This window comes from Pseudomonas sp. SDO5532_S415, from assembly GCF_054071155.1.
In genome coordinates, this window is the sequence record NZ_JBSVWS010000024.1 from 26,785 (window position 1) to 48,420 (window position 21,636).

The following is a 21,636-nucleotide window of genomic DNA, read 5'->3' on the forward strand; positions in this document are numbered from 1 at the left end:
GGATAAAGCGTTCCGGCGTCAGTCGATGCCGGGCGATAAACATCCTGCGGAACACTATCTACACCCTTAAACAAAAACAAAAGGGGAAAACAATGCGTGCGCAATCCGGCATGTTGAAAGGCCTTAATCCGAATGTGACAGTGGCTTCCATATTAGCAGTGATCATTTTCGTTCTATTTTGTGCATTTAAAGATGAGCAGGCAGCCAAGGCCTTTGAGATGGCTTCGGTGTTTATTCTGCATAACTTCAAGTGGTATTACATCGCACTGATCAGTGGTGTACTTGGCCTGTTGCTTTATATCTCCATCAGCCGTTTCGGCACGCTCAAACTGGGTCGCGAACATGATCGGCCCGAGTTCAGCTTCGCCTCATGGATTGCGATGCTGTTCAGTGCGGGTATGGGCATCGGCCTGATTTTCTGGTCCGTCGCCGAACCGATGCTGCACTATGCGGACAACCCGTTTTCCAAGGGCTTGACCGATGAATCGGCGACCCTGGCCATGCGTATCACGCTGTTCCACTGGGGCCTGCACCCTTGGGCCATTTTCTCGATGATCGGCCTTAGCCTGGCCTACTTTGCCTACCGTAAAGGCTTGCCGCTGGCGCTCCGTTCACTGCTTTACCCACTGATTGGCGATCGTATTTATGGATGGATCGGTCATGTCGTCGACATCATGGGCGTTGTCATTACCGCCTTTGGTGTTTCCCAGTCGCTTGGCCTGGGTGTTGTGCAGATCAATACCGGATTGCACCAAGTGTTTGGTATTCCGGTCAGTGTCGGATTGCAGTTATCCATCATCCTGTTTGTCAGTATTGTTGCCTGTATATCGCTATTGGCCGGCCTGTCAAAAGGCATGAAGCGTATTTCCACGCTTAATATGTACTTGTCTTTCATATTGATGCTGGCGGTACTTGCCATTGGTCCAACCCGCTACATTCTGAACTTGATGTTTGAATCCACCGGCGACTATGTGCAGAACATTGTCGGCCTGAGTTTCTGGATGGACGCGCAGAAGGACACCGAATGGCAAAACTGGTGGACGGCGTTCTACTGGCCATGGTGGATGACCTGGGGGCCTTTCGTCGGGTTGTTCATTGCGCGAATTTCCAAAGGCCGGACCATTCGGGAGCTGGTGGTCGGGGCGCTGCTGGTGCCGACGATGGTGACCATTCTGTGGATGTCGGTGTTCGGTGGCGCGGCGCTGAAGAATGAGCAACAGGACAAACAGGCTTACCAGGCGTCCGTCGCGGCTCAAGTGGTCACTCAAGAACAACCGAAGTTCGAAGGCGGCACGGTACTGCTCGCCACCAAGAAAGAAACCACCGCGGCCATGTTCACCTTGCTGCAATCGCTCGATGGCCAGGCCATTGGCGCCGCGTTGTCGATCCTGGTCTGCGTGTTGCTCGGGGTGCACTTTGTCACCACGGCGGATGCCGGAACCCAAGTGTTGTGCACCCTGTGTGCGCTGGGCAGCACCAATCCACCCAACTGGATCAGATTGCTCTGGTGCATTCTGGAAGGGGCCATTGCGGCGGGGTTGTTGCTGGCCGGCGGATTGAAAGCCATTCAGATGGCGAGCATCGCGGCGGGTCTGCCGATTGCCATGTTGCTGCTGGTGATGTCTTACACGTTGATTCATAGCTTGCGCAAGGAGATGCCGGCAGTTCCTGCGAGGACACCGGCGGTGGGTGATTTGCCGGAACAGGTTGAGCGTCGTGACGTGGAACCGGTTGTGAACAAGGCGGGTTCGCTTGCTGCGGCGCAGGCTTATTGATCAACAGCTGTAGCCATTTCACTTGTGGGAGCGAGCCTGCTCGCGAATGCAGTGTGTCATTGAGCATAAATGTTGACTGACACGCCGCCTTCGCGAGCAGGCTCGCTCCCACAGTTTGATCTTCAGTGAACGCGAAACCTGCGACCGCCGAAGGTCCTTTGTGGGAGCGAGCAGGCTCCCACATTCAGACAGAGTGCATCGGCAAAAAATGCAGGTCCATTCCTCTCCATTTTGACAACAGTGTTTGTCCCGCCCAGCACTGTTTGGCATCGGGTCAAAGCCCTAGCATCGTCTCTACCGAATGAACCCATACCAAGGGTTCACAAGGCCCAAGCCAACAAACTTGAACGAGACGGTGTCCCTCATGAACATCTCAAAAATCGCAATTTTTCTCGCGCTCGCTTGCATAGGCGCGCAGGCCTTTGCCGAAGAAAGCCATGCCAAGCCGCAAGCCGGCAAGCCGGCGGTCGAGACCTATACCTACGGATCGAAACTGGACATCAAGAAGGTCATCACCCTCAGCGATGTACCGAACGAATGCGGCCCGGTGCCGGCGCAAATGACCTATGAAGACTCGCAAGGGCAACGCCATGTCCTGCAGTATCAAGTCATGGGCAGCGGGTGTTCTAACGGTTGAGTGCTGTGCGGGCGGTGGAGGGTCGACACTCCATCCGGACTCAGACGTTTTTGACGTTGAACGACGTGCGGGCAATTTTTTCATCGGCAGCCAACAACCCGGGAATGTAGTCCTTCAAAAACTCCACCCAGGTTTTTATTTTTGCATCGACGAATTTTCGTGAAGGGTAGATGGCAAACAGATTCAACTCTTCAAAATGATACTCGGGCAGTACTCGCACCAGAGTGCCTGCCTTGAGCCCGGCAACGGCAGACGCCACCGGCTGGATGCCGATGCCCATGCCACGGGTGAGGGCGACGGTCATGGCATCGGCGGTGTTGACGTGAAACGGCGACTCCGGGGTGTTGACGGTCTCCACGCCTTCGGGTCCTTCAAAGACCCAGTGCTGGACCGGCATGACCGTGTGGACGATTCTCAGGCAATCGTGCGCACCCAGCGAACCCGGCGTGTCGGGTGTTCCGCGTTTTTTCAGGTACGCCGGCGAGGCGCAGAGAATGCTGTAGGTGATCCCCAGCCGCTGAGCGACAAATCCCGAGTCGGGCAGGTCCCGCGCCAGCACGATCGACATGTCATAGCCTTCCTCCAGCAAGTCGGGCAGCCGATTGGTCAAGGTCAGATCAAACAACACTGACGGATGCGTCTCGCGGTATTTGGCGATGGCATCGATCACGTAGTGATTGCCGATGGCCGACATCGCGTGAATCTTCAAGCGGCCGACGGGGTTGATCTGTGCCGTGCCCGCTTCCTCTTCCGCTTCGCGCACCTCTTGCAGAATCTTCTCGCAGCGCTGCAGATAACGCATGCCGGCCTCGGTCAATGCCAGGCGCCGGGTCGTGCGATTGATCAAGCGTGTCTGCAACCTGGCTTCCAGGCTCGACACGGCTTTGGACACGTTGGTCGTGGTGGTGTCCAACAGCTGGGCCGCGGCCGTGAAGCTGCCGCTCTGGGCGACCGCCATGAAGAAACGCATGGTCTGGAAAACATCCATCGGTGTCACCTCAGGGGGGAAGTCAAAAATTATAGGGGCTGGCCGGCACAACGATGGATCAGGCCAAAAAAAGGAGCGGCTGTGTGAAGAGCCGCTCCTGTGCCAGGTTACTTTTTCCGGGGAATGAACCCCGGGACACCGGTTTCAACCACCGAGTTGAAGCGAATCCGGGTGGTGATGTCCTGGCGGATTTCATGCATGGCCCGGTGGGGCAGGGTCGAAATGTCGCGGTTTTCCTGAATGTGGCTCAGGGTGGCCGAGGTGGTCAGGAACGCCACGCCGCGTTGCACCGCCCAGGCCAGGGCCACTTGTGCCGGGGTCTTCTGCAAGCGCTGGGCGATACCGGTGATCACCGGTTCTTCCAGCACGTTCGGCTCCATGCCATGGCCGAGGGGGGCAAAGGCCAGGACGATGATCCCGTGCTGTTGGCAAAACTCGAGCAGTTCCCATTCCGGCAGGTAAGGGTGGGATTCGACTTGCACCACGGCGGGTTTGATCCGCGCCACGGCCACGATCTCTTTCAGCGCCTCCAGGGTGATGTCGGACAAACCGATGGACTTGCAGCGACCTTCATCCACCAGAGATTCAAGTGCCCGCCAGGTGTCGATCAGGGTCACGCCCGAGTCATAGAGGACATGGCCAAAAACATCTCGGGGATCCTGATCGTCACCGGCTTGAAAGGCGAATGGCGTGTGGATCAGATAGCAGTCGATGTAGTCCACCTGAAGCCGGCGGCAACTGGCTTCAAAGGCCGGCACCACCCGCTCCGGACGATGGTTGGTGTTCCACAGTTTGGTGGTGATGAACAAGTCCTCGCGCCGCGCCTTGCCGGCGTCCATGAAGGCCTGCAGGGCCACGCCAACCTGTTCTTCATTGCGATAACGCTCGGCGCAATCGAAATGCCGGAACCCCGCTTCCAGCGCGTGGGTGATCGCCTGGGTGGTGACGCTGAGGTCTTTGAACAGAGTGCCGAAACCCACGGCGGGCATCTTTCCTGCACCGTTGTTCAGGGCAAAGGCGGTATCTCGAAGGTCATCGTGAAAGGCTTCGTAGGACATGAATTGACTCCACTCTCAGGGGGCCACGACCGCAAGCGCGGACGTGGCCTTTCATAAATTGGTTTTTGATTAACCTGTGGCGAGGGGATTCATCCCCGCTCGGCTGCGCAGCAGTCGTAAATCCAGACAACTCGATTTGCCTGAATGAATGCTGGGGCTGCTTCGCAGCCCAACGGGGATGAATCCCCTCGCCACAGGTTTCTTGTTTGTCTGAACGTTTTTTGCGTTTATTGGTATGACGTGCTGCCTGTTTCACGGCTGGCAACGCGCTGCTCAAACACACCCGCGCAATTCCCGCCCAGCGCCACAAACAACTGCACCGTGTCCAGGTACTGCGCCGTTTTCGCCCGGATATGCCCCAGCAAGGCCTGCTCATAGGCCCGTGCCGCCTCCAGCACCTGGAGGATGCTGTTCTCGCCCTGGGCGTAGGCTTGCTGGTTCAAGCGAAAACTGGTTTCGGCGGCGCGCAACGCGTCGTCCTGCGCCCGGTATTGTTCGGCGTCATGGTTGATCGCCTGCAGCGTGTCGGCGACCTGGCCGAACGAGCTGATAACCGTTTGTTGGTAGCTGGCGAGCGTCGCGTTGTAACCCTCCACGGCGGCCTGGCGTTCAGCCTTGAGCGTGCCGCCATTGAAGATCGGCCCGGCAATCCCCGCCGCGAAGCCCCAGAGTGCCGCGCCGCCATTACCGGAAGCGGCCTGGGCCAGAGACGCGGACAACGTCACCTTCGGATAGAGATTGGCGGTCGCCACGCCCACGGCGGCGCTGGCGATATGCAACTCGGCCTCGGCTTGCTGCACGTCCGGCCGGGCGCGGGCCATCTCGGATGGCAAACTCACGGGCACACTGGCCGGCAGGGTGAAATCAGCCAGGTCGAACGGCGGAGGGATCCAGTCGGCCGGGCCTTTGCCGGTCAGAATCGACAGCGCATGACGTGCGGCATCACGCTGCTGGGCCAGGGGCGGCAACAGGGTGCGGTCCTGGGCCAGCCGCGTTTCGGCCAGCGACACATCGACCTGCGTGGTGCTGCCGTTGATATGCGCGGCGCGCACCAGTTCGAGGTTTTTGCTGTCATTGGCCAGCAGTTTTTCCACGGCCTGAATTTGCGCATTGGCCGACGCAACCAGCAAGGCCTGGCTGGCCACATCGCTGGTCAGCTTCAGGTACGCCGCGTCGTAACGACGCTTTTGCAGATCGGCGAACGCTTGCTGCTGTTCGACCAACCGCTTGTTGCCACCGAACACATCCAGGTCGAAACCGACCCGTGGCCCGATCGCATAGAAGTTGTCGGTCGCTGGCGCCTTGGCGTTGTGCAGCCGTTGGCGACCGGCCGTTGCGCCGAAGTCGACCTGCGGATACAGCGCACCTTCTGCGGCGGCCACGGAGGCGGAGGCCTGGCGAATGGTGGCATCGGCGGCGACCAGCTCAAGGTTGCCGTCGATGGCACGGCGTACCACCTGGTCGAGCTTGGGCGAGCGCAAGGCCGACCACCAGTGGCCGCTGACTTTCCTGCCCGGTTCGATGCGCTGCCCGCCGTCCTGGCCAAGACGCTGCTCGGCCTGTTGGTCATAGTGCTGCGACGGGCTATCGGCCGGGGTCTTGAAGTCAGGGCCGACGGTACAGGCGGACAGGAACACCAGTACCGAGAGTGCGCTGAGCTTCGCCGGGAATGGCGTTTGAAACGGATGACTGGATATCATTGGGCACACTCCACAAAACTATTGGGTCGCAGCGGGTTTGCGAAGAAAGACAACCAGCGGGCTCACCACCAGCATCGCCACCAGCAAAATCTTGAACTGGTCGACAACAGCGATGAACGCGGCCTGGTGGGTGATCAGGTGGTTCAGCCCTTCAAGTGCCGGTAAGGGCAGCGACGCCGTGCCGAAATGTGCAACGGCATGAAAGGGCGTCACATGGCTGGCCATCGCCAGGTGCATCGCCTGGGTGTTGTTGAAGAAGTAGATCTGCACAATCGCCACGCCCAGGGTGCTGCCATACACACGCAACAGGTTGAAAACACCGGTACCTTCCGGGCGCAGCGTGGGGGCGAGGGTGCTGAACGCCACCTTGGCCAGGGCTGCCATCGACATGCCGATGCCGACACCCTGGATCGCACCGGCCAGCGCGACCGGCGGCCAGTCCATCAGCGGTGAATAGCCGAGCATCAGCCAGTTGGCATAGATCACCAGGGCGACGCCGATGGCCACGAACAGCCGGCGGTCGAAACGCTCGGGAAGTCGTCCTGTCAGCAGGAACGCTCCGACCAGTCCCGCGCCGCGCGGCAGGGTCAGGGCGCCGGTGGTGTCAGGCGGATAACCGAGAATTTCATCGAGCATCGGCGACGTCAGCGCCATGGTCGACAGCAGCACGAAACCGATGGCGAAAAAGATCAGCGTCGACAGCACGAAATTGCGATCAGCGAACAGGTGCTTGTTGAAGAAGTGCACCTTTCGGGTCAGCACATGCACGATGAACAGATACAACCCAAGCCCACTGGCCAGTGCCTCGATCCAGATTTCGGGCGAGTCGAACCAGTCCATGCGTTCGCCTCGGTCGAGCAGCATTTGCAGGCTGATCATCGCCAGGGTGAAGCTGCCGAAGCCAAAGAAATCGAATGGCGGTGCTTTCTCGGCTTTTTTCTCGGCCAGCAGCAGCGCAATCACCATGAAGATGTACGCTGACAACGGCAGGCTGATGTAGAAGATCGGCCGCCAGTCGAAATGCTCGGCGATCCAGCCACCGATGCTCGGGCCGGTAGCAATGCCCAGGAGCACGATCGCCGTCCAGGTTGCGCCAAATTTCATGCGCTTTTCAGGTGCCAGGGTCTCCAGGGCAATCCCCATCGAAAGCGGTGCCAACACACCACTGGCCAGGCCCTGGATGATCCGTGCGCCGATGAACTCCAGCGGCGTCGTTGACGCCGTCCCGAGCAGCAGGCCGAGCACGAAAACCGCCAGCGCAACCTGATACAGCCGCTTCACGCCAAAGCGCGCGGCGAGCCACTGGGCAATCGGCATCGTGATGGCGCTGGCCGCCAGGTACGCGGTGAAAATCCAGCCGGCCTGGTCGTCGGTCATCGACAGACTGCCTTGAATCAACCTGAGCACCGCATTGGGCAACGGCAGGTTCGCCGATTGCATGTAGGTCGCCAGCAGCACGGCGAATCTCAGCGAGCCCGCGGCTCCATCAGTCTTGGCGTTCATCAGCCATTACCTGCGGTTAACAGCGATTTGAGCGGGCTCCACCAGGGCGTGCGGTGGCCGGTGTCGACTTTCACGGTGGCGCTGGTGCCGGAAAACAGCGGCAGGGCAGGGTCCGGTTCATCCAGTTCGAGACGCACCGGTACCCGCTGGACCACCTTGACCCAGTTGCCGGTGGCGTTTTCCGGCGGCAGCAGGGCGAAGTCCGAACCGGCGCCGGGGCTCATGCTGGTGACGTGGGCCTTGAACACGCGATCCGGGTAGGTATCGATGTTGATGGTCGCTTCCTGGCCCGGACGCATATGCGTAACCTGGGTTTCGCGGAAGTTGGCCTCGACCCAGACCTCGTGATCGGAAATCAGCGCAAAGGCTGGCGCGCCGTTGTTGAGGTAGTTGCCCACCTGCAGATCGTCGACCTTGGCCACGATGCCGTCGGCGGGTGCATAGACCGTGGCGTACGACAGGTAAAGCTGCGCCTCGTCCAGCTGCGCCTTGGCCTCACGTACTGTCGGGTGGCGGTCGGCTTCGATGCTCGGGTTGCCATTCAAAGCCACTACGGTGCTGGCGATCTGTTGTTCGATGGACGCGATGCGCTGACGTGAAATCTTCAGGTCGGTTTCCGCGCGCTCGTAAATGGCCCGGGAAACGAACTCGGTCGCCACCAGTGCTTTCTTGCGGGCGAATTCCTTCTGGTCGAAGTCCGCCGACTCTTTGGCCGATTGCAACTCAGCCTGCTGCTGGCGGTAGCTGGCCTTGAGGCCATCGATGCGCAGCCGCGCGACGCTCAACTGCGCCTGGGCACGGTCGATGGCGATCTGCAACGGTTTGGGGTCGATGCGAAACAGCACATCGCCCTTGTGCACCGGCTGATTGTCTTTGACGGCGATTTCCACCACCTGCCCGGAAATCCGTGCATTGATCGAGGCCTTGGCCACCCGGGCGTAGGCGTTATCAGTGGTGACAAAGGGCTCGCCCGCCACGTATTTGGTATAGCTGATGACAGCGAACAGGGCAGGTACGCCCACCATCAGCCAGGGGCGCAGTGTTTCCTTGAGCGGTTTCTTGATCCGCTCTGGGTGCTCGAAGGTCTGGGTAGCCGGGATATCGAACTGCTGGGTCATGAACACACCTCAAACCGAATAATTGCCGTGAGAAAGCAAACCCGCGTGCGGTGGGGAGGGTGGCTCCGCCGCACCTGTTTCGTCGCTGCAATACCCGGTTCGAGCTTCGCTACAACAAACGTGAAAGGCAGGAACTTCTGGTTCCTTAATTTTGTGCGATGATGTAAGAATATCCACGCGCCCACCTTCCCACAAGGATTTTGTACGACATGGCACAAAATAAAGCGACAGAAGGCAAAGGCCGCGGCCGGCCCCGCGCCTACGATCCGCAGACCGCGTTGCGTCAAGCGCTGGATGTGTTCTGGAACACCGGCTACTCCGGCGCTTCCCTGGACAGCATCGCCACGGCGGCGGGCATGAATCGACCCAGCCTCTATGCGGCCTTCGGCGACAAACACGCGCTGTACATCAAGGCGCTCGAGCAGTACTGGGAGACGGCCGCCGCCGACATGCAGGCCGCGCTGACCGATACCGAGTTATCACTGCGTGACGCATTGATGCGTTTCTATGAGGGGCAGTTGGCGATTTACTTTTCGGGCGAAGGCCAGCCGCGCGGCTGCTTTGCCATTGGCACCGCGACCACCGAGGCGGTTGAGGATCCGCAGATACGCGAAGTGCTGTCAGACCGGCTCAGCCGGCTCGATGCCGATCTGGAAGTGCGCCTGCGAAGGGCCATCGAAGCCGGCGAGTTGAAAGGCGACGTTGACGCGCTGGCGCTGGCGGTGCTCGCCTCATCCCTGCTGCACAGCATTTCGATCCGTGCGCGGGCGGGCAAATCCAGGGACGAGTTGACCGGGCTTGCGCGCAACGCGGTCAACGTGATCTGCGGCAGCTGAGGTCGATGTGAGCGAGGGACTCGAAGACATTCTGGCTGAACGGCTTGCGGTGGTTTTTTGCGGGATCAATCCAGGGGTGATGGCCGCCGCCCAAGGGCATCATTTCGCGGGGCGGGGCAATCGTTTCTGGCGCACCTTGCATCTGGCCGGATTCACCCCGGAGCAAATGCGCCCGGAACAGGACCGGACGATCCTGCAATATCAGTGCGGCCTGACCACCGTGGTGGAGCGGCCGACCGCGTGCGCCGACCAACTGTCGCAGCATGAATTCATCGCAGCGGCAGCGGAGTTCGAAGGCAAGATCGCCCGTCATGCGCCACGCTTTGTGGCGTTTCTTGGCAAGGCAGCGTATGCGGCACTGTCGGGGCAGCGAGATGTGGCGTGGGGATTACAGGCCAGGACTTTCGGCCATGCCTCGGTGTGGGTCCTGCCCAACCCGAGCGGACGCAATCGCGCCTTTACCCTTGATCAACTGGTGGATGCGTACCGCCAACTCAGGTTGACGATCGCTCAGTAGTTCATGCCGTCGTCGATGGCGATGCCTTGCGCACGCATGGCCTTGATCAAATCGGCGCGGGTGCCGGGCAGGTTGAGCATGGTTTCGGCGCGCAGTGCCGCGACTTCTTCGGCGCTGTAGGGCTGGTAATGCGCAGGCATGCTCGCGCCCGCCATGCCGTCTTCGCGCATCAGCCAGTTGAGCAGGTCCGCCAGTTGCGCATTGTTCAGCGCCGACTGCGACATGCCCGGCACGCGCACCAGGAATTCGCGGCCGCCAGGGACTTTCAGGAAGTTACCGACAAAGCCTTTCATCCGCGGCGTGTCGTTGGCCGCTGAACCCGTGCCGTCGCCCAAATGGCAGCCGGCGCACTGCAACTGGTAATTCACGCCGACGCTGTAGCCGGCATCGCTGATGGCTTTTTGCGGGGCTTCGTTGCCGGGTGCATGACCTTGGTTGGGATTGGGAATGGCCCGGGCTTGTGCGAGTGGAGTGGTCATGAGGCAGACAAGACCAACAATCAGCAACCTGCGCATAAAAAAACCTCTGCTGGCGATTTTGTGTAGGAGCGAGCTTGCTCGCGAAAAACTCAAGGACGACACGGGCTCCAGGGAGAACGCGTCATCGTTCACGTCCATCGCGAGCAGAGCTCGCTCCTACATACAAGAAAAAACGCCGGTTGCGTGAGCAACCGGCGGTACAACGCGTTAAACCGCCACGCCACGAATGATCGAAACGGTGCAGTGATAGATGTGCGATTTGGCGGCCAGGCACCAGTTCACATCGTTGTTGTTGAACGGGCGGTAGGCCGGTTCTTCACTGTCGTTTCGGGTGCAGGCGCACTGGGCGCAGCTTTGCTTACCACAGCAATCGTTGTACGAAATGATGTAGTCCTTGCCGTCGGCCGGGTTGCGGCAGGTACCGATCCAGGTGACTTGCGAGGCCTCGGTGCCCGGTGGGCAGGAGGTCACCGAGCCACCGCAGCAGCTGCACAGAAACCCGTCGATGGAGCAGTAGCGCCAGTAGTCGCAGCTGTTCGGATCACCGGGGTCGCCGGCTTTCGGGTCAGTGGCGGCCAGCGCCTTGCTGGTACGGTCCAGTGGCAGCAGCACGGGAAGAGCGGCACCGGCAACGATCAGCGAGCCCATGCGGGCCAGCAGTTTGCGGCGCGAAGTGGTGTCGGCGACACGGCGCGAGGAGCGCTCGAACAACAGATCCAACAGTTTCATGAAGGTCTCCCTGCCTTATCAGTGGCTATGGCCGTGGCTGTGGTCGTGGTCGTGGGGCTGAGCATTGAGGTATTGCTGCAGCGTGGCGTGCTTGAGGTGCTCGACTTCGAACAGGCTGTCCAGGTGCTCGCGGGAGTTCACCAGGCCTTTGGCGCGCAGGGTGCCGGACTGGTCGATCAGCGCGGCGTACGGCAGCTTGCCGATCTGGTAGGTCATGCCCACTTCCGGACCGACCACGTAAGTGGCGTCTTCCAGTTTGTGTTCGCGGATCAGCGCTTGCTGGGCGTCCATGTCGCCGTCGCTGACGAACACCACGTCCAGAGTGCTGGCCTGTTCCTTGGCGATGGATTTGATCGCCGGCAGCAGCGACTTGCAGATCGGGCAGGTCGGCGAGAGGAAGAACAGCAGTTGCGATTTCTCGCCGGCATAACCGAAGTTTACCGGGCGACCGTGACGATCGGCAGCGGTCACTTGCGGTGCGGCTTCGTTGACAGCCACGCCTTTGTCCATCATCAGCGCACCGGCCGGGGCCAGACGGCCGTGGAGCACGCCGATCTGACGAACCAGGCCCATGACGACGAACGCCACGGCCACCAGCAATACCCAGAGCAGAACGTTGGAAACGATCAAGCCTTCCATTTTGATTACCTACCAATCAATTTGAGCAGAAGAGGAGAGTTCGCCGCCAGGCCATCGGCCGCGGCGTAGATGAGCAGCGCGACAGCGGCAGCGGCCAGGGTCACGAAGCCATCGAACACAGTCATGTCGCGGACAATCGGCGCCACACTGGCCAGCAGCGCCAGCGCCACCAGCACGCTGTTGCGCAGCAGCAGGACCGGGCGCAGCGGTTGCGCCTGGTCAGGGCCTGCACAACCGCAGTCGATGTCACGACGACCGCGCCACAGGTTGATGCCGATGGCGGCGGCGTACAGCGCCAACAGGCCCGCCGCGCTCAACGCCGCCCAGGGACGGCTGACCGGCACCAGCAACGCGAAGGCGATGGCCAGTTCCAGCAGCGGGATCAACCGCGCGCTCGGGCGCACCAGCGCCTCGGGCAGCAGTTGATAGTCGGCAAGCTGTTTGCGAAAGCGCGCCGGCGCCCGCACCTTGTGGGTCGCGGCGCTGGCCAGCAGCACCGCAATGGCGATGGCGCTGGCAAGGATGAAGATCGGATCTGATTGCATGGCCGAATCTCGTTTAGTAGCTCATGACCTGAGTCGCGGTTTTTGCGACTTTGGCCATGCTGCCGGTGTGCTTGTTGGACTTGAGGTCGAAGATCTGCAAGCCACCCTCGACGTCGGTGCCCAGCAACAGCGGCTTGTCATCACCGGTGGCTTGCATGCTCCAGATCGGAGCCGGGGCTTCCAGGGTGGCGATTTTCTTGCCGGTCTTGAGATCAAAAGCCCAGATCAGGGGGCTCGGGTCTTCCCACTTCATCGGTTCGTGGGCGTCATGCATCAGCACGTACAAGCGGTTAAGCTTCGGCGCGACCGCCATCAGCTGCCAGCCGCCCGGCGCCCACCCGGCCTTCTTCTCTTCGTCGGTGGTCAGCGACCAGCTCGGCAGAATCTTCGGTGCGTCGCCGCTGAAATCCACGGCGCGCACGGTGCCGGTGGTGGTCGTGAAGTAGTAGGTGTCGCCGACGTTGACCGCACGCTCCACCAGCTTCTCCGCGTTCGGGTCGAAGAACGGCGTGCGGCTGCGCGCGGTTTCCTGGCCCTGGTCGTTGATCGTTACCACTTGCAGGCTGCCGTCGCCGCACAGCGAAGCGAACTTGCGCTTGCCGATCGGGTAGTTGAGCACGCAGCCGGGAATGGCGATTTCGGTGGCGACGGCTTTGCTCTGGGTATCGACCACAGTCACCGAGGTCGACGGGGTGAAGTTGTAGACGTAGACGAAGCGGTCATCGCCGCTGGTCTTCAGGCCGTAACGCTGGGTCAGCGACTCGGCGCGCTTGTTCGGGATCAACACTTCCCAGGCCGGCGACAGGGTCGAGGTGTCCCAGGCGGTCAGCACGTCGGTGCGGGTGCCACGGGTGCCACGGGAGTACCAGATGTCGGCGGCGTAGAGAGTCTTTTTGTCATGGCTCAGGGCGGAAGGCGCGGCAAAACCGGTCGGCACCATGCCCAGCACGCGTTTCTGGTCGGGGTCGACCACGGTGACACGGCCGGCGACGAAGCTTTCGAACTCGACATCGACGACGAACGCGCGGTGCGGTTCAGCGGGGAATGCCAGAGTGGTCTGGCCGATGCCGGTGTCGGCGGGCAGGTCCGCGCGGGCACTGTTCAAGCCGAGTACAAGCAGGCTCAGGCCTAGCGCTGACTGTACGGAGATCCTGTTTGTTCGCATAAGGGGAACTTCCTGAATTGTTGGTAACGCGGATCGCGGGTGAGTGGGCAGATTCTGACCCGTGAATAGTGCCTTGCCCGTCCAACCCGGGAATTGCCCTGCCTGCCAAGTGTTTGTGTATCTGTGCCAGTGTCATGCGGGAGCGAATTGGCGGGGGGAAACTGTAGGAGCGAGCTTGCTCGCGAAAAACCAGAGGGCGCCGCTGGGCATCTGGTTTTCCGCGTTATCGTTGACGAGCATCGCGAGCGAGCTCGCTCCTACAGGGGGGTGGGAGTCATTGCGAGGGGAAGGGAAAAGCTGAAAACAGCGCCACAAGGCTCCAGGTTCTGCGCCCAGATATCGCCGCGATGGCGGCCGATGATGTTCTTGCACAGCGCCAGGCCAATGCCGTTGCCGCTGACCTTGGACGAAAAGAAGCCATCGAACAGCTTCTCCTGCGCCTCGGCCTGAATCCCGCGTCCCCGGTCTTCGATGCGCACCAGCGCTACGTCGTCCTCGGCGCAGGCATGAATGCGCAGCACACGACGTTCGAGGGGCAGGTCGGCCATTTCTTCGATCGCGTTGAACGCCAGGTTGAGGATCACCTGGCCGATCAACACTTTCTCGCAACTCACCCGCAACGGCTCGGGAGCTGTGATGATTTCGACGCGTATCAGGCTCGGATCGGCCCGCAGACTGATGAAGTAGCGGGTTTCGCGCAGCAGTTCGTTAAGGTCGACCAGCTCTTCGCTCTGCTCCAGCTTGACCACGTAGTCGCGCACGCTCTTGATGATCACGGAGGCATGCTCGATCTGTCGCACGGCGTTCTGCAAGCCCCAGGCGACGCCTTGATCGGCGTCGGTCGCGTTGCCGAGACGAATCACCGCGCCTTCGATGAAATTGCGGGTGGCGGCCAGTGGTTGGCTCAGCTCGTGGGCAATCGCCACGGCCATTTCACCCATGGCGTTGTAGCGCGCCAGGTATTCGAGTTTTTGTTCGCTGACGCGCCGGGCTTCTTCGGCGTGCACTTGTTCCGTGACGTCGCGGAACAGCAGTAGATGGCCGACCAGGTCGTCTTCGATTTCGATAAAACGACAGGTCGCGTCGTGCCAGCGCCACTCGCCGTCACGGCGTTGCACTTTGTAATGCACGCCGAACGGCAAGTGCTCGGGTGTCTCGTTGGACAGCTGCTGCAACAGGCGCTGGCGCGAGGCGTCGTCGCACCAGTCGAGAAAGTTCTTGCCGATCAACTGATGCTCTTTGCTGTTGAGCAGATGCGCGCCGGAGTCGCTGATAAAGCGAATCTCGCCCTCTGGCCCCAGCACCGCCACGCCTTCGGCCAGGTCCTGCATGAACGCCTTGAGCCGGCTTTCGAAACGCTTGAGGTCGCGCTTGACCTTGTCTTCCCTGGAAATGTCGCGGAACTGCACCATCAACACATCGCGACCTTCCAGGTGCACCAGCGTCGCCACTGCCTCGGACAGTATCTCCACCCCTTGCTTGGAGCGATAGCACCATTCGATGGCGCGCTGGCCCGTGCGCGCGGCGCCTTCCAGCCAACGCAGCCCCACCGAACGCCGATACTTCGGCGCATCGCGGGTCATGTCCGGGGCTTTGAGCGGTGTCAGTTCTTCGAGGGTAAACCCCAGCGCCGACAGGGCCGCGGCATTGGCCCAGAGAATCTCCTTGCTGTGGGCATCGTGAAGAATGATGCACAGCGGCATGGCTTCGATCAGCGTGAAAAAGTCGTTCTGTTTTGGCAAGTACATCGCGCAGCCCTTGGCGGCAGGGGGTGGTGACCGGTGGAACCGGAAGTATGGCTTTTTATACCGGCTCGCGCCCGGGGATGCGCTCAGAGGTAACCGGGGGCGGTCTAGGGGTTTTCTTTAGTCGGGGGGCTGCACGCACCAATAGTTGCGCCGGGATGTGGTTTTTACACTGGACCGCAATGCAAGGGTGACGCCGATCCCCTCCTGCAGGAGCGAGCTCGCTCGCGATGAACCCGAGAGCGCCACGGGGTGCCAGGTTTCCAGCGTCATCGTTGACGACCATCGCGAGCATGCTCGCTCCTACAAGGGGTGGGCGGTGTCACCCCAACAACAATAAGCAAAACGGAGAAAGCCCATGCTGCGTTCAGCGGTCGCGCAACAAGACGCACTGATCGGCGTTGACGAGAATGTCGTCGACAGCCAGGCCTTTGCGCAGGTACTCGATGAAGTGCGTCAACGTCGCGACGAATTCGACAGCGTCTCCCACGTGCCACGGGACATGATCGAGCGCTTCAAGCAGGTGGGCATCTACCGTGCCGCCACGCCGAAATGCTACGGCGGCGATGCCCTGGCGCCTGCACTGTTCCTGCAAATGATCGAGCGTATTTCCGAAGCCGACGGCTCCGCCGGCTGGGTCGCCAGTTTCGGCAGCGCCGGTGTCTATCTCGCCGCGTTGCCGCCAGAAACCCTGGCCGAAATCTATGCTGACAGTCCCGATCTGGTATTCGCCGGCGGCCTGTTTCCGCTGCAACCCGCCGAAGCCGTAGAAGGAGGCTGGCAAGTCAACGGCACCTGGAAGTTCGCCAGCGGCTGCAAGGGCGCCGACTTGTTGGGCGTGGGGATCGGCGCGGCGGGCGGCAAACCTCGTACAGCAGTATTTCGCCCGAATCAGGTCGAGATCGTCGAAAACTGGGAGGTGGTCGGCCTCAAGGGCACCGGCAGCCATGACCTGCGCGTGACCAACAAACACATCGATGAACGCTGGACCTTCATCCGTGGCGGTGCCGCGACCATCGACGAACCGCTGTTCCGCTACCCGTCGATTGCCTACGCCGCGCAAGTGCTGGCAGTGGTCAACCTCGGCCTGGCCCGTGCCGCCCTCGACGAAGTCAGCCGCATGGCCGGCGGCGGTGGCATCACCGGCGCGCCGAAAATGGCTGACCGCGCTTATGTGCGCATCGAGATCGCCAAGGCCGAAGCCAAGCTCAGCGCCGCCCGCGGTTTCTTCTACAACGCCACCGAGCAGGTGTGGAACTCGATCCTGGCCGGCAACCCGGTCACGCCGGAGCAAACCAGCCTGCTGCGTCTGTCCGCGATTCACGTGTCCCAGGCCGGTGCCGCTGTGGTGCAGAGTGCCTACAGCCTCGCCGGGACCACTGCCATTTACCTGCGCCATCCGCTGCAACGCTACCTGCGCGACTCGATGGTGGTGACCCAGCACGCCTTCCTCAGCGAAGGGCTGTACGACGGCGCAGGCTCGGTGTTCCTCGGCGTGCCGCCGTTCCCTGGCTACATCTGAATTCCATCCCGATTTTTATACTTAAGCTCAAGGATCAAACACATGTCCCAAGCTACCCAGGAACCGTTGCGCGTCGTCTTCTGCATCGGCATCACCCAGAACTTTTTCGACCTGCCCACTGGCGAAGGCCTGAGCGTGTGGAAGGGCTTCAGCCGGATGATGGCGGACCTCGGCGCGATGCCCGGCATCACCGTGCTTGGCGCGATGGATGACGACCGCCTGATGGTCGGCCCGTCCACCACCTCGCCGTGGACCGTGTACATCATGGCCGACGTCGACTGCCACCAGTCGGTGATCGACGCCTGCAACCTGTTCCGCACCACGCCGGTGAACGAATACAGCCTGTGGCGATACGCCAAGGTCGAAGCGCGCATCGGTCGCCCACTGACCATCCCTGATGCGGCCAAGGTGTAGGCCATGAACGAGGCCTTGCTGCAGCGTCTGGCGACGCTCGAAGGGGAAAGCGCAGTGCGTCGCTTGATGGCGCGCTACATGGACCTGTGCGACGTGCCGAGGGCGCCGACCCAGGTCAGCGACCTGGCAGCGCTGTTCTGCATCGATGCGATCTGGGAAGGCATTGGTCGCGAGACCGCACAGACCTTCGGTCAACATCGTGGACGCGAGGCTGTGGCTGCGTTTGTCGGTGGTTACTTGCCACCGTCGGACCACTTTCAGCTGAACCTGCATTACCTCACCAGCGAGTCGATTCTGGTCGACGGTAATACGGCGCAGGGGCAGTGGATCATGCAGCAGATTTCTACCTATGCGGATCAGCGCAGCGAACTGTTCGGCACCCGCCTGAACATCGATTTTCGCTGCGTCGACGGCACCTGGCTGATCGCGCATTTCCGCACGCAACGCCTCTTCAACCAGGAGCTGAGCGCATGAGCACCTTCATCAGCGAATTCCTCCTCGGTGGCAACGGCAAACGCGTTGCCATCAAGGATTCCATCGACATCGCCGGTTACCCGACCCGCTCCGGCAGCCGTGCTTTCGCCAACGCTCCGGCAGCGACTGAAAACGCCGAAGTGGTCGACGCGATTATCAAAGCCGGCTGGCAGATCGTCGGCAAGACCAACCTGCATGAACTGGCCTTTGGCGTCACCGGCATCAACGACTGGACCGGTACGCCTGTGAATCCGCAAGCGCCGGACCGGGTGCCGGGCGGTTCCTCCAGCGGTTCAGCTTCGGCGGTCGCCGCAGGGTTGGCGGACATCGCCATCGGCACCGACACCGGTGGTTCGGTGCGGGTGCCAGCGGCGTGCTGCGGGATTGCCGGACTCAAACCGACTTACGGTCGAGTCAGTCGGGTCGGCGCGCATCCGTTGGCCTCCAGCCTCGATTGCGTCGGGCCGTTCGCCAGGACGATGGACGACCTGATCGCGGCCATGCAGGTGATTTGCCCGGGCTTCGACGTTCAGGGGTTGCCCGGCGATGGCGCCAAAGTCGGCTTTCTTGAAGTGGCGTGCGAAGCGCATCTGCAAGCCAGTCTGGGTGCCGCTGCCGACCGCGCCGGTTGGCATCGCAGCAGCCTGCACCTGAGTGAGTTCGAAGCCGCGTTCACCGCCGGCCTGACCGTGATCAATTTCGAAAACTGGGCGGCCTTCGGTCATCTCACGGGCAAAGGCCTGATCGGTGCCGATGTCGAACAGCGCCTGCTGGCTGCCAGCCGCACCACCCGCGAAGAACTGGTCCAGGCCGAAGCGGTGCGCAGTCGTTTTACCCAACAGGTGGATGCGGCGCTGGAAGACTTCGCCGTGCTGTTGCTGCCAACCATGCCCAGCCTGCCGCCGACCCTGAGCGAAGCGCGCAGCGGCAGCAAGGCGGTGGCCGGCATGACCCCGCTGGTACGGCCCTTCAACCTCAGCGGCCATCCGGCGCTGACGGTACCGGTGGAACTCGATTGCGGGGGGCTGAAAGTCGGCCTGCAAATTGTTGGCCGTAAAGGTCAGGACGAAGTGGTCTGCGCCTTGGGTGCGCAACTGCAACAGAGCATGGCCGGTTAATCGCCAGCAGTCTCTGAAACGAAATCATAAAAAGAAGCCATGAGGAGAACCGCATGAGCACTCATGAATACCGGCTGATCGCAACGTCGAAAAGCCCCGAAGACCTGGTCCAGCACGACCGCGTCGATGTCTCGCTGTACAACGATCCGGCGCTGTTCGAAGCCGAACTGGAAAAGATCTTCTACCGCACCTGGGTGTGGGTCGCCCACGAAAGCGAAGTGCGCAACAGCGGCGACTTCAAGACCGCCACCATCGGCCGTCGTCCGGTGATTGTCGTGCGCGACAAGAAGAACAACATCAACGTCCTGGAGAACCGTTGCCGTCACCGTGGCGCTACCGTGTGCGAGAAGCACAAGGGCAATGCCACCGGTTTCACTTGCCCGTACCACAGCTGGTCCTACGGCCTGGACGGCAAGCTGCGGGCGTTGCCGTACCCGGACGGTTACGAAGGCATTCTGGAAAAGTCCGAGTTGCCGCTGACCAGCCTGCGGGTCGAGAGCTACGCCGGCATGGTCTTCGCCAGCTACAACGACGAGATCGAGCCGCTGGAAGACTTCCTCGGCGGCGCCAAACACTGGATGGACCTGTTCATGAAACAGGGCGCCGGCTACCCGATCAAGACCCAGGGCGAACACAAGTTCAGCTTCAAGGGCAACTGGAAGATCCAGCTGGAAAACACCACCGACGGTTACCACTTCCCGATCGTGCACAAGTCGTTCATGTCGTCGGTGGATGAAGAAACCTCGGAAATGCTCTCGTTCATGACCGACGAGCAAGCCGTCACTCATTCGCTGGGCAACGGCCACAGCGTGATGGTGATGGTACCGGAGCATGTCGACCTCGATCACGACGACGGCACCGAACAACTGCAAGAGCGCTTTGCCCACGTCACCGAAGAACTGTCGAAGACCATGCCGCCCGAGCAGGTACGCCGCATCGTGCGTTCGCTGCACGGCGCCGGGTTCAACCTGAACCTGTTCCCCAACGTGGCCATGTCGATGTCGTTCTTCCGCGTGCTGCGGCCGGTGTCGGTTACCGAAACGGAAATCCGCCACGTTGCCCTGGGCATGGACGGCGGCCCGGAAATCGCCAACCGCGAGCGCATGCGCATTCACGAACACTTCCAGGGCCCGTTCGGTTTCGGCAGCCCCGATGACGCCGAGGCCTGGGACCGCGTGCAGCGCGGCTCCTATGCCGGCGTCGACGCGCCGATCCTGGTCAACCGCGGCCTGAACCGCGAAATCACCGCTGAAAACGGCGACAAAGTCAGCCACGCCACCGACGAAGGCGGCATGCGCGGTGCCTACGACATGTGGAAAAGGATGATGAGCCAATGAGCAATCACGACACCCTGAACGGTTTTTCCGGCCCGTTGGCCCAGGCCATCGAATTCATCTGGCGCGAAGCCGAGCTGCTGGACCATAAGAACTACGCCGAGTGGGCGACCCTGTGGAGCGAAAGCGGCAAGTACATCGTGCCGATCGACCCGGACACCGAAGATTTCGAGGCGACGCTGAACTACGCCTACGACGACGCGCGCATGCGTGACCTGCGCATCGAACGCCTGACTGCTGGCTACTCGCCATCGGCGGTGGACGCGGCGAAAACCATCCGCACGGTCTCGCGTTTCCGTCTGGTGGAAGCGGCCGGCGACATTATCGAAGTCAACTCGGCGCAGTTGTTGTACGCCTACAAGCGCGGCGTGCACACGCCGTTCGTGGCCGACCTCAATCACCGCATCCGCTTCACCGACGGCGTACCGAGCCTGGAGCGCAAAGTGGTGCGCCTGATCAATTCCACCGACAGCCTGAGCGCGCTCGGCTTCCTTCTGTGAGGGCAACATCATGAGTCGAGTAGCCCTGGTAACAGGTGCTTCGCGCGGACTGGGCGAGTGCATCGCCCGCCGTCTGCACGCAGCGGGTTATCGCGTCGGCCTGGCGGATGTGCGTCTCGATGGCGTGCGACAACTGGCCGCCGAGCTGGATGGCAGCGGCGCCACGGCCGTCGCCATCGAGCTGGATGTGCGCAGCAAGGCCGATTTCCAGCGCGCCCGCGACCTGCTCGCCGCGCACTGGGGCGGCACCGACATTCTGGTGAACAACGCCGGGGTGTCGAAAGTCGCGGCGTTGATGGACATCACGCCGGAAGAATTCGACGAATCGATGGCGATCAACCTGCGCGGCACTTTCGTAGCGTGCCAGGTGTTCGGTGCGCATTTTGCCGAGCGTGGCTTCGGGCGCATCGTCAATATCGCCTCGCTCGCCGGGCAGAACGGCGGCACTGCGACGGGCGCGCATTACGCGGCGGCCAAGGGCGGCGTGGCGACATTGACCAAGGTCTTTGCCCGTGAGCTGGCGCCCCGTGGCGTGACGGTCAACAGCATCTCGCCGGGTCCGCTGGAGTTGCCGGTGGTACGCGAAACCGTAGCCCCGGAGCGTCTGGAACAGATTCTGAAAATGATCCCGGCCGGCACCCTGGGTGACCCTGAGTTCATCGCCGACAGCGTTTTGCTGCTGATTGCCGAACACGCCACGTCCGTGACGGGCGCGTGCCTGGATATCAACGGCGGCCTGTTCATGCGCTGAGCATGCTCAACCCCATCGTATCGGCAGGAAAATGACTCCTGTGGGAGCGAGCCTGCTCGCGAAGGTGTATCAGCTACATAAATGTCGAC

General features: G+C 61.4%; 22 protein-coding genes. 11 read left to right on the top strand and 11 right to left on the bottom strand.

What is annotated here, in order from left to right; genetic code table 11:
* The first annotated feature begins 92 nt into the window (after positions 1-92).
* Both ACW9HW_RS09150 and ACW9HW_RS09155 read left to right on the top strand, forming a co-directional pair.
* Positions 93-1,775, top strand: a complete 1,683-nt coding sequence (locus ACW9HW_RS09150) for a BCCT family transporter (RefSeq protein WP_256590156.1) — start codon at positions 93-95, stop codon at positions 1,773-1,775.
* Positions 1,776-2,139: 364 nt separating this feature from the next.
* Positions 2,140-2,412, top strand: coding sequence for a DUF2790 domain-containing protein (locus tag ACW9HW_RS09155; RefSeq protein WP_457399533.1), 273 nt, complete (start codon positions 2,140-2,142; stop codon positions 2,410-2,412).
* Positions 2,413-2,452: 40 nt separating this feature from the next.
* On the opposite strand, the gene ACW9HW_RS09160 is transcribed toward ACW9HW_RS09155, so the two are convergent.
* The 5 genes from ACW9HW_RS09160 to ACW9HW_RS09180 form a co-directional block, all read right to left on the bottom strand.
* The gene (locus ACW9HW_RS09160; RefSeq protein ID WP_457399534.1) at positions 2,453-3,400 is read right to left on the bottom strand and encodes a LysR family transcriptional regulator; all 948 of its coding nucleotides are present in this window, start codon (positions 3,398-3,400) and stop codon (positions 2,453-2,455) included.
* A gap of 107 nt (positions 3,401-3,507) precedes the next feature.
* A complete protein-coding gene (locus ACW9HW_RS09165; RefSeq protein WP_457399536.1) occupies positions 3,508-4,458 on the bottom strand; it encodes an aldo/keto reductase in 951 nt (316 codons plus the stop codon).
* A 227-nt stretch (positions 4,459-4,685) separates the two neighbouring features.
* Complete coding sequence (locus tag ACW9HW_RS09170; protein WP_457399538.1) at positions 4,686-6,158, bottom strand: efflux transporter outer membrane subunit; 1,473 nt, start codon at positions 6,156-6,158, stop codon at positions 4,686-4,688.
* Between the two features lie 18 nt (positions 6,159-6,176).
* On the bottom strand, positions 6,177-7,661 hold the full coding sequence (locus tag ACW9HW_RS09175) for a DHA2 family efflux MFS transporter permease subunit (RefSeq protein WP_457399540.1): 1,485 nt from the start codon (positions 7,659-7,661) through the stop codon (positions 6,177-6,179).
* Complete coding sequence (locus ACW9HW_RS09180; RefSeq protein ID WP_457399541.1) at positions 7,661-8,779, bottom strand: HlyD family secretion protein; 1,119 nt, start codon at positions 8,777-8,779, stop codon at positions 7,661-7,663. The genes ACW9HW_RS09175 and ACW9HW_RS09180 overlap by 1 nt, the downstream gene beginning before the upstream one ends.
* Before the next feature lie 209 nt (positions 8,780-8,988).
* Here ACW9HW_RS09180 and ACW9HW_RS09185 point away from each other — a divergent pair, with 209 nt between their 5' ends.
* A complete protein-coding gene (locus ACW9HW_RS09185) occupies positions 8,989-9,615 on the top strand; it encodes a TetR/AcrR family transcriptional regulator (protein WP_095193550.1) in 627 nt (208 codons plus the stop codon).
* 7 nt (positions 9,616-9,622) lie between these two features.
* A complete protein-coding gene (mug, locus tag ACW9HW_RS09190) occupies positions 9,623-10,132 on the top strand; it encodes a G/U mismatch-specific DNA glycosylase (protein WP_095193551.1) in 510 nt (169 codons plus the stop codon).
* Here mug and ACW9HW_RS09195 read toward each other — a convergent pair.
* The 6 genes from ACW9HW_RS09195 to ACW9HW_RS09220 all read right to left on the bottom strand — a co-directional run bounded on the left by ACW9HW_RS09195 (position 10,126) and on the right by ACW9HW_RS09220 (position 15,437).
* Positions 10,126-10,647, bottom strand: coding sequence for a cytochrome C (locus tag ACW9HW_RS09195; RefSeq protein ID WP_095193704.1), 522 nt, complete (start codon positions 10,645-10,647; stop codon positions 10,126-10,128). The genes mug and ACW9HW_RS09195 overlap by 7 nt on opposite strands.
* Before the next feature lie 171 nt (positions 10,648-10,818).
* Entirely contained in the window at positions 10,819-11,340 is a 522-nt protein-coding gene (locus ACW9HW_RS09200) for a methylamine dehydrogenase light chain (RefSeq protein ID WP_008062110.1), read from the bottom strand.
* Positions 11,341-11,358: 18 nt separating this feature from the next.
* Positions 11,359-11,979, bottom strand: coding sequence for a methylamine dehydrogenase accessory protein MauD (gene mauD, locus ACW9HW_RS09205; RefSeq protein WP_457399544.1), 621 nt, complete (start codon positions 11,977-11,979; stop codon positions 11,359-11,361).
* 5 nt (positions 11,980-11,984) lie between these two features.
* Positions 11,985-12,524, bottom strand: a complete 540-nt coding sequence (locus ACW9HW_RS09210) for a MauE/DoxX family redox-associated membrane protein (protein WP_457399546.1) — start codon at positions 12,522-12,524, stop codon at positions 11,985-11,987.
* Between the two features lie 13 nt (positions 12,525-12,537).
* On the bottom strand, positions 12,538-13,689 hold the full coding sequence (locus ACW9HW_RS09215; protein ID WP_457399548.1) for an amine dehydrogenase large subunit: 1,152 nt from the start codon (positions 13,687-13,689) through the stop codon (positions 12,538-12,540).
* A 257-nt stretch (positions 13,690-13,946) separates the two neighbouring features.
* Positions 13,947-15,437 carry a sensor histidine kinase gene (locus ACW9HW_RS09220; RefSeq protein ID WP_095193555.1) on the bottom strand — a complete coding sequence of 497 codons (1,491 nt, stop codon included), beginning with the start codon at positions 15,435-15,437 and terminating at the stop codon, positions 13,947-13,949.
* Between the two features lie 355 nt (positions 15,438-15,792).
* Between ACW9HW_RS09220 and ACW9HW_RS09225 the strand changes: the two genes are divergently transcribed.
* From ACW9HW_RS09225 to ACW9HW_RS09255, 7 genes are read left to right on the top strand one after another with little or no spacing between them, the layout of a single operon-like run.
* The gene (locus ACW9HW_RS09225; RefSeq protein WP_095193557.1) at positions 15,793-16,956 is read left to right on the top strand and encodes an acyl-CoA dehydrogenase family protein; all 1,164 of its coding nucleotides are present in this window, start codon (positions 15,793-15,795) and stop codon (positions 16,954-16,956) included.
* A gap of 42 nt (positions 16,957-16,998) precedes the next feature.
* Positions 16,999-17,370 carry a hypothetical protein gene (locus tag ACW9HW_RS09230; protein ID WP_095193558.1) on the top strand — a complete coding sequence of 124 codons (372 nt, stop codon included), beginning with the start codon at positions 16,999-17,001 and terminating at the stop codon, positions 17,368-17,370.
* Between the two features lie 3 nt (positions 17,371-17,373).
* The gene (locus ACW9HW_RS09235) at positions 17,374-17,844 is read left to right on the top strand and encodes a nuclear transport factor 2 family protein (RefSeq protein WP_095193559.1); all 471 of its coding nucleotides are present in this window, start codon (positions 17,374-17,376) and stop codon (positions 17,842-17,844) included.
* Entirely contained in the window at positions 17,841-18,962 is a 1,122-nt protein-coding gene (locus tag ACW9HW_RS09240; protein ID WP_457399550.1) for an amidase, read from the top strand. The genes ACW9HW_RS09235 and ACW9HW_RS09240 overlap by 4 nt, the downstream gene beginning before the upstream one ends.
* Positions 18,963-19,015: 53 nt before the next feature.
* Positions 19,016-20,299 (top strand): aromatic ring-hydroxylating oxygenase subunit alpha, encoded by a 1,284-nt coding sequence (locus tag ACW9HW_RS09245; RefSeq protein WP_095193561.1) that lies wholly within the window; start codon positions 19,016-19,018, stop codon positions 20,297-20,299.
* Positions 20,296-20,796 carry an aromatic-ring-hydroxylating dioxygenase subunit beta gene (locus tag ACW9HW_RS09250; protein WP_457399552.1) on the top strand — a complete coding sequence of 167 codons (501 nt, stop codon included), beginning with the start codon at positions 20,296-20,298 and terminating at the stop codon, positions 20,794-20,796. The genes ACW9HW_RS09245 and ACW9HW_RS09250 overlap by 4 nt, the downstream gene beginning before the upstream one ends.
* A gap of 10 nt (positions 20,797-20,806) precedes the next feature.
* Positions 20,807-21,547, top strand: a complete 741-nt coding sequence (locus ACW9HW_RS09255; RefSeq protein ID WP_457399554.1) for an SDR family NAD(P)-dependent oxidoreductase — start codon at positions 20,807-20,809, stop codon at positions 21,545-21,547.
* The last annotated feature ends 89 nt before the right edge of the window (positions 21,548-21,636 follow it).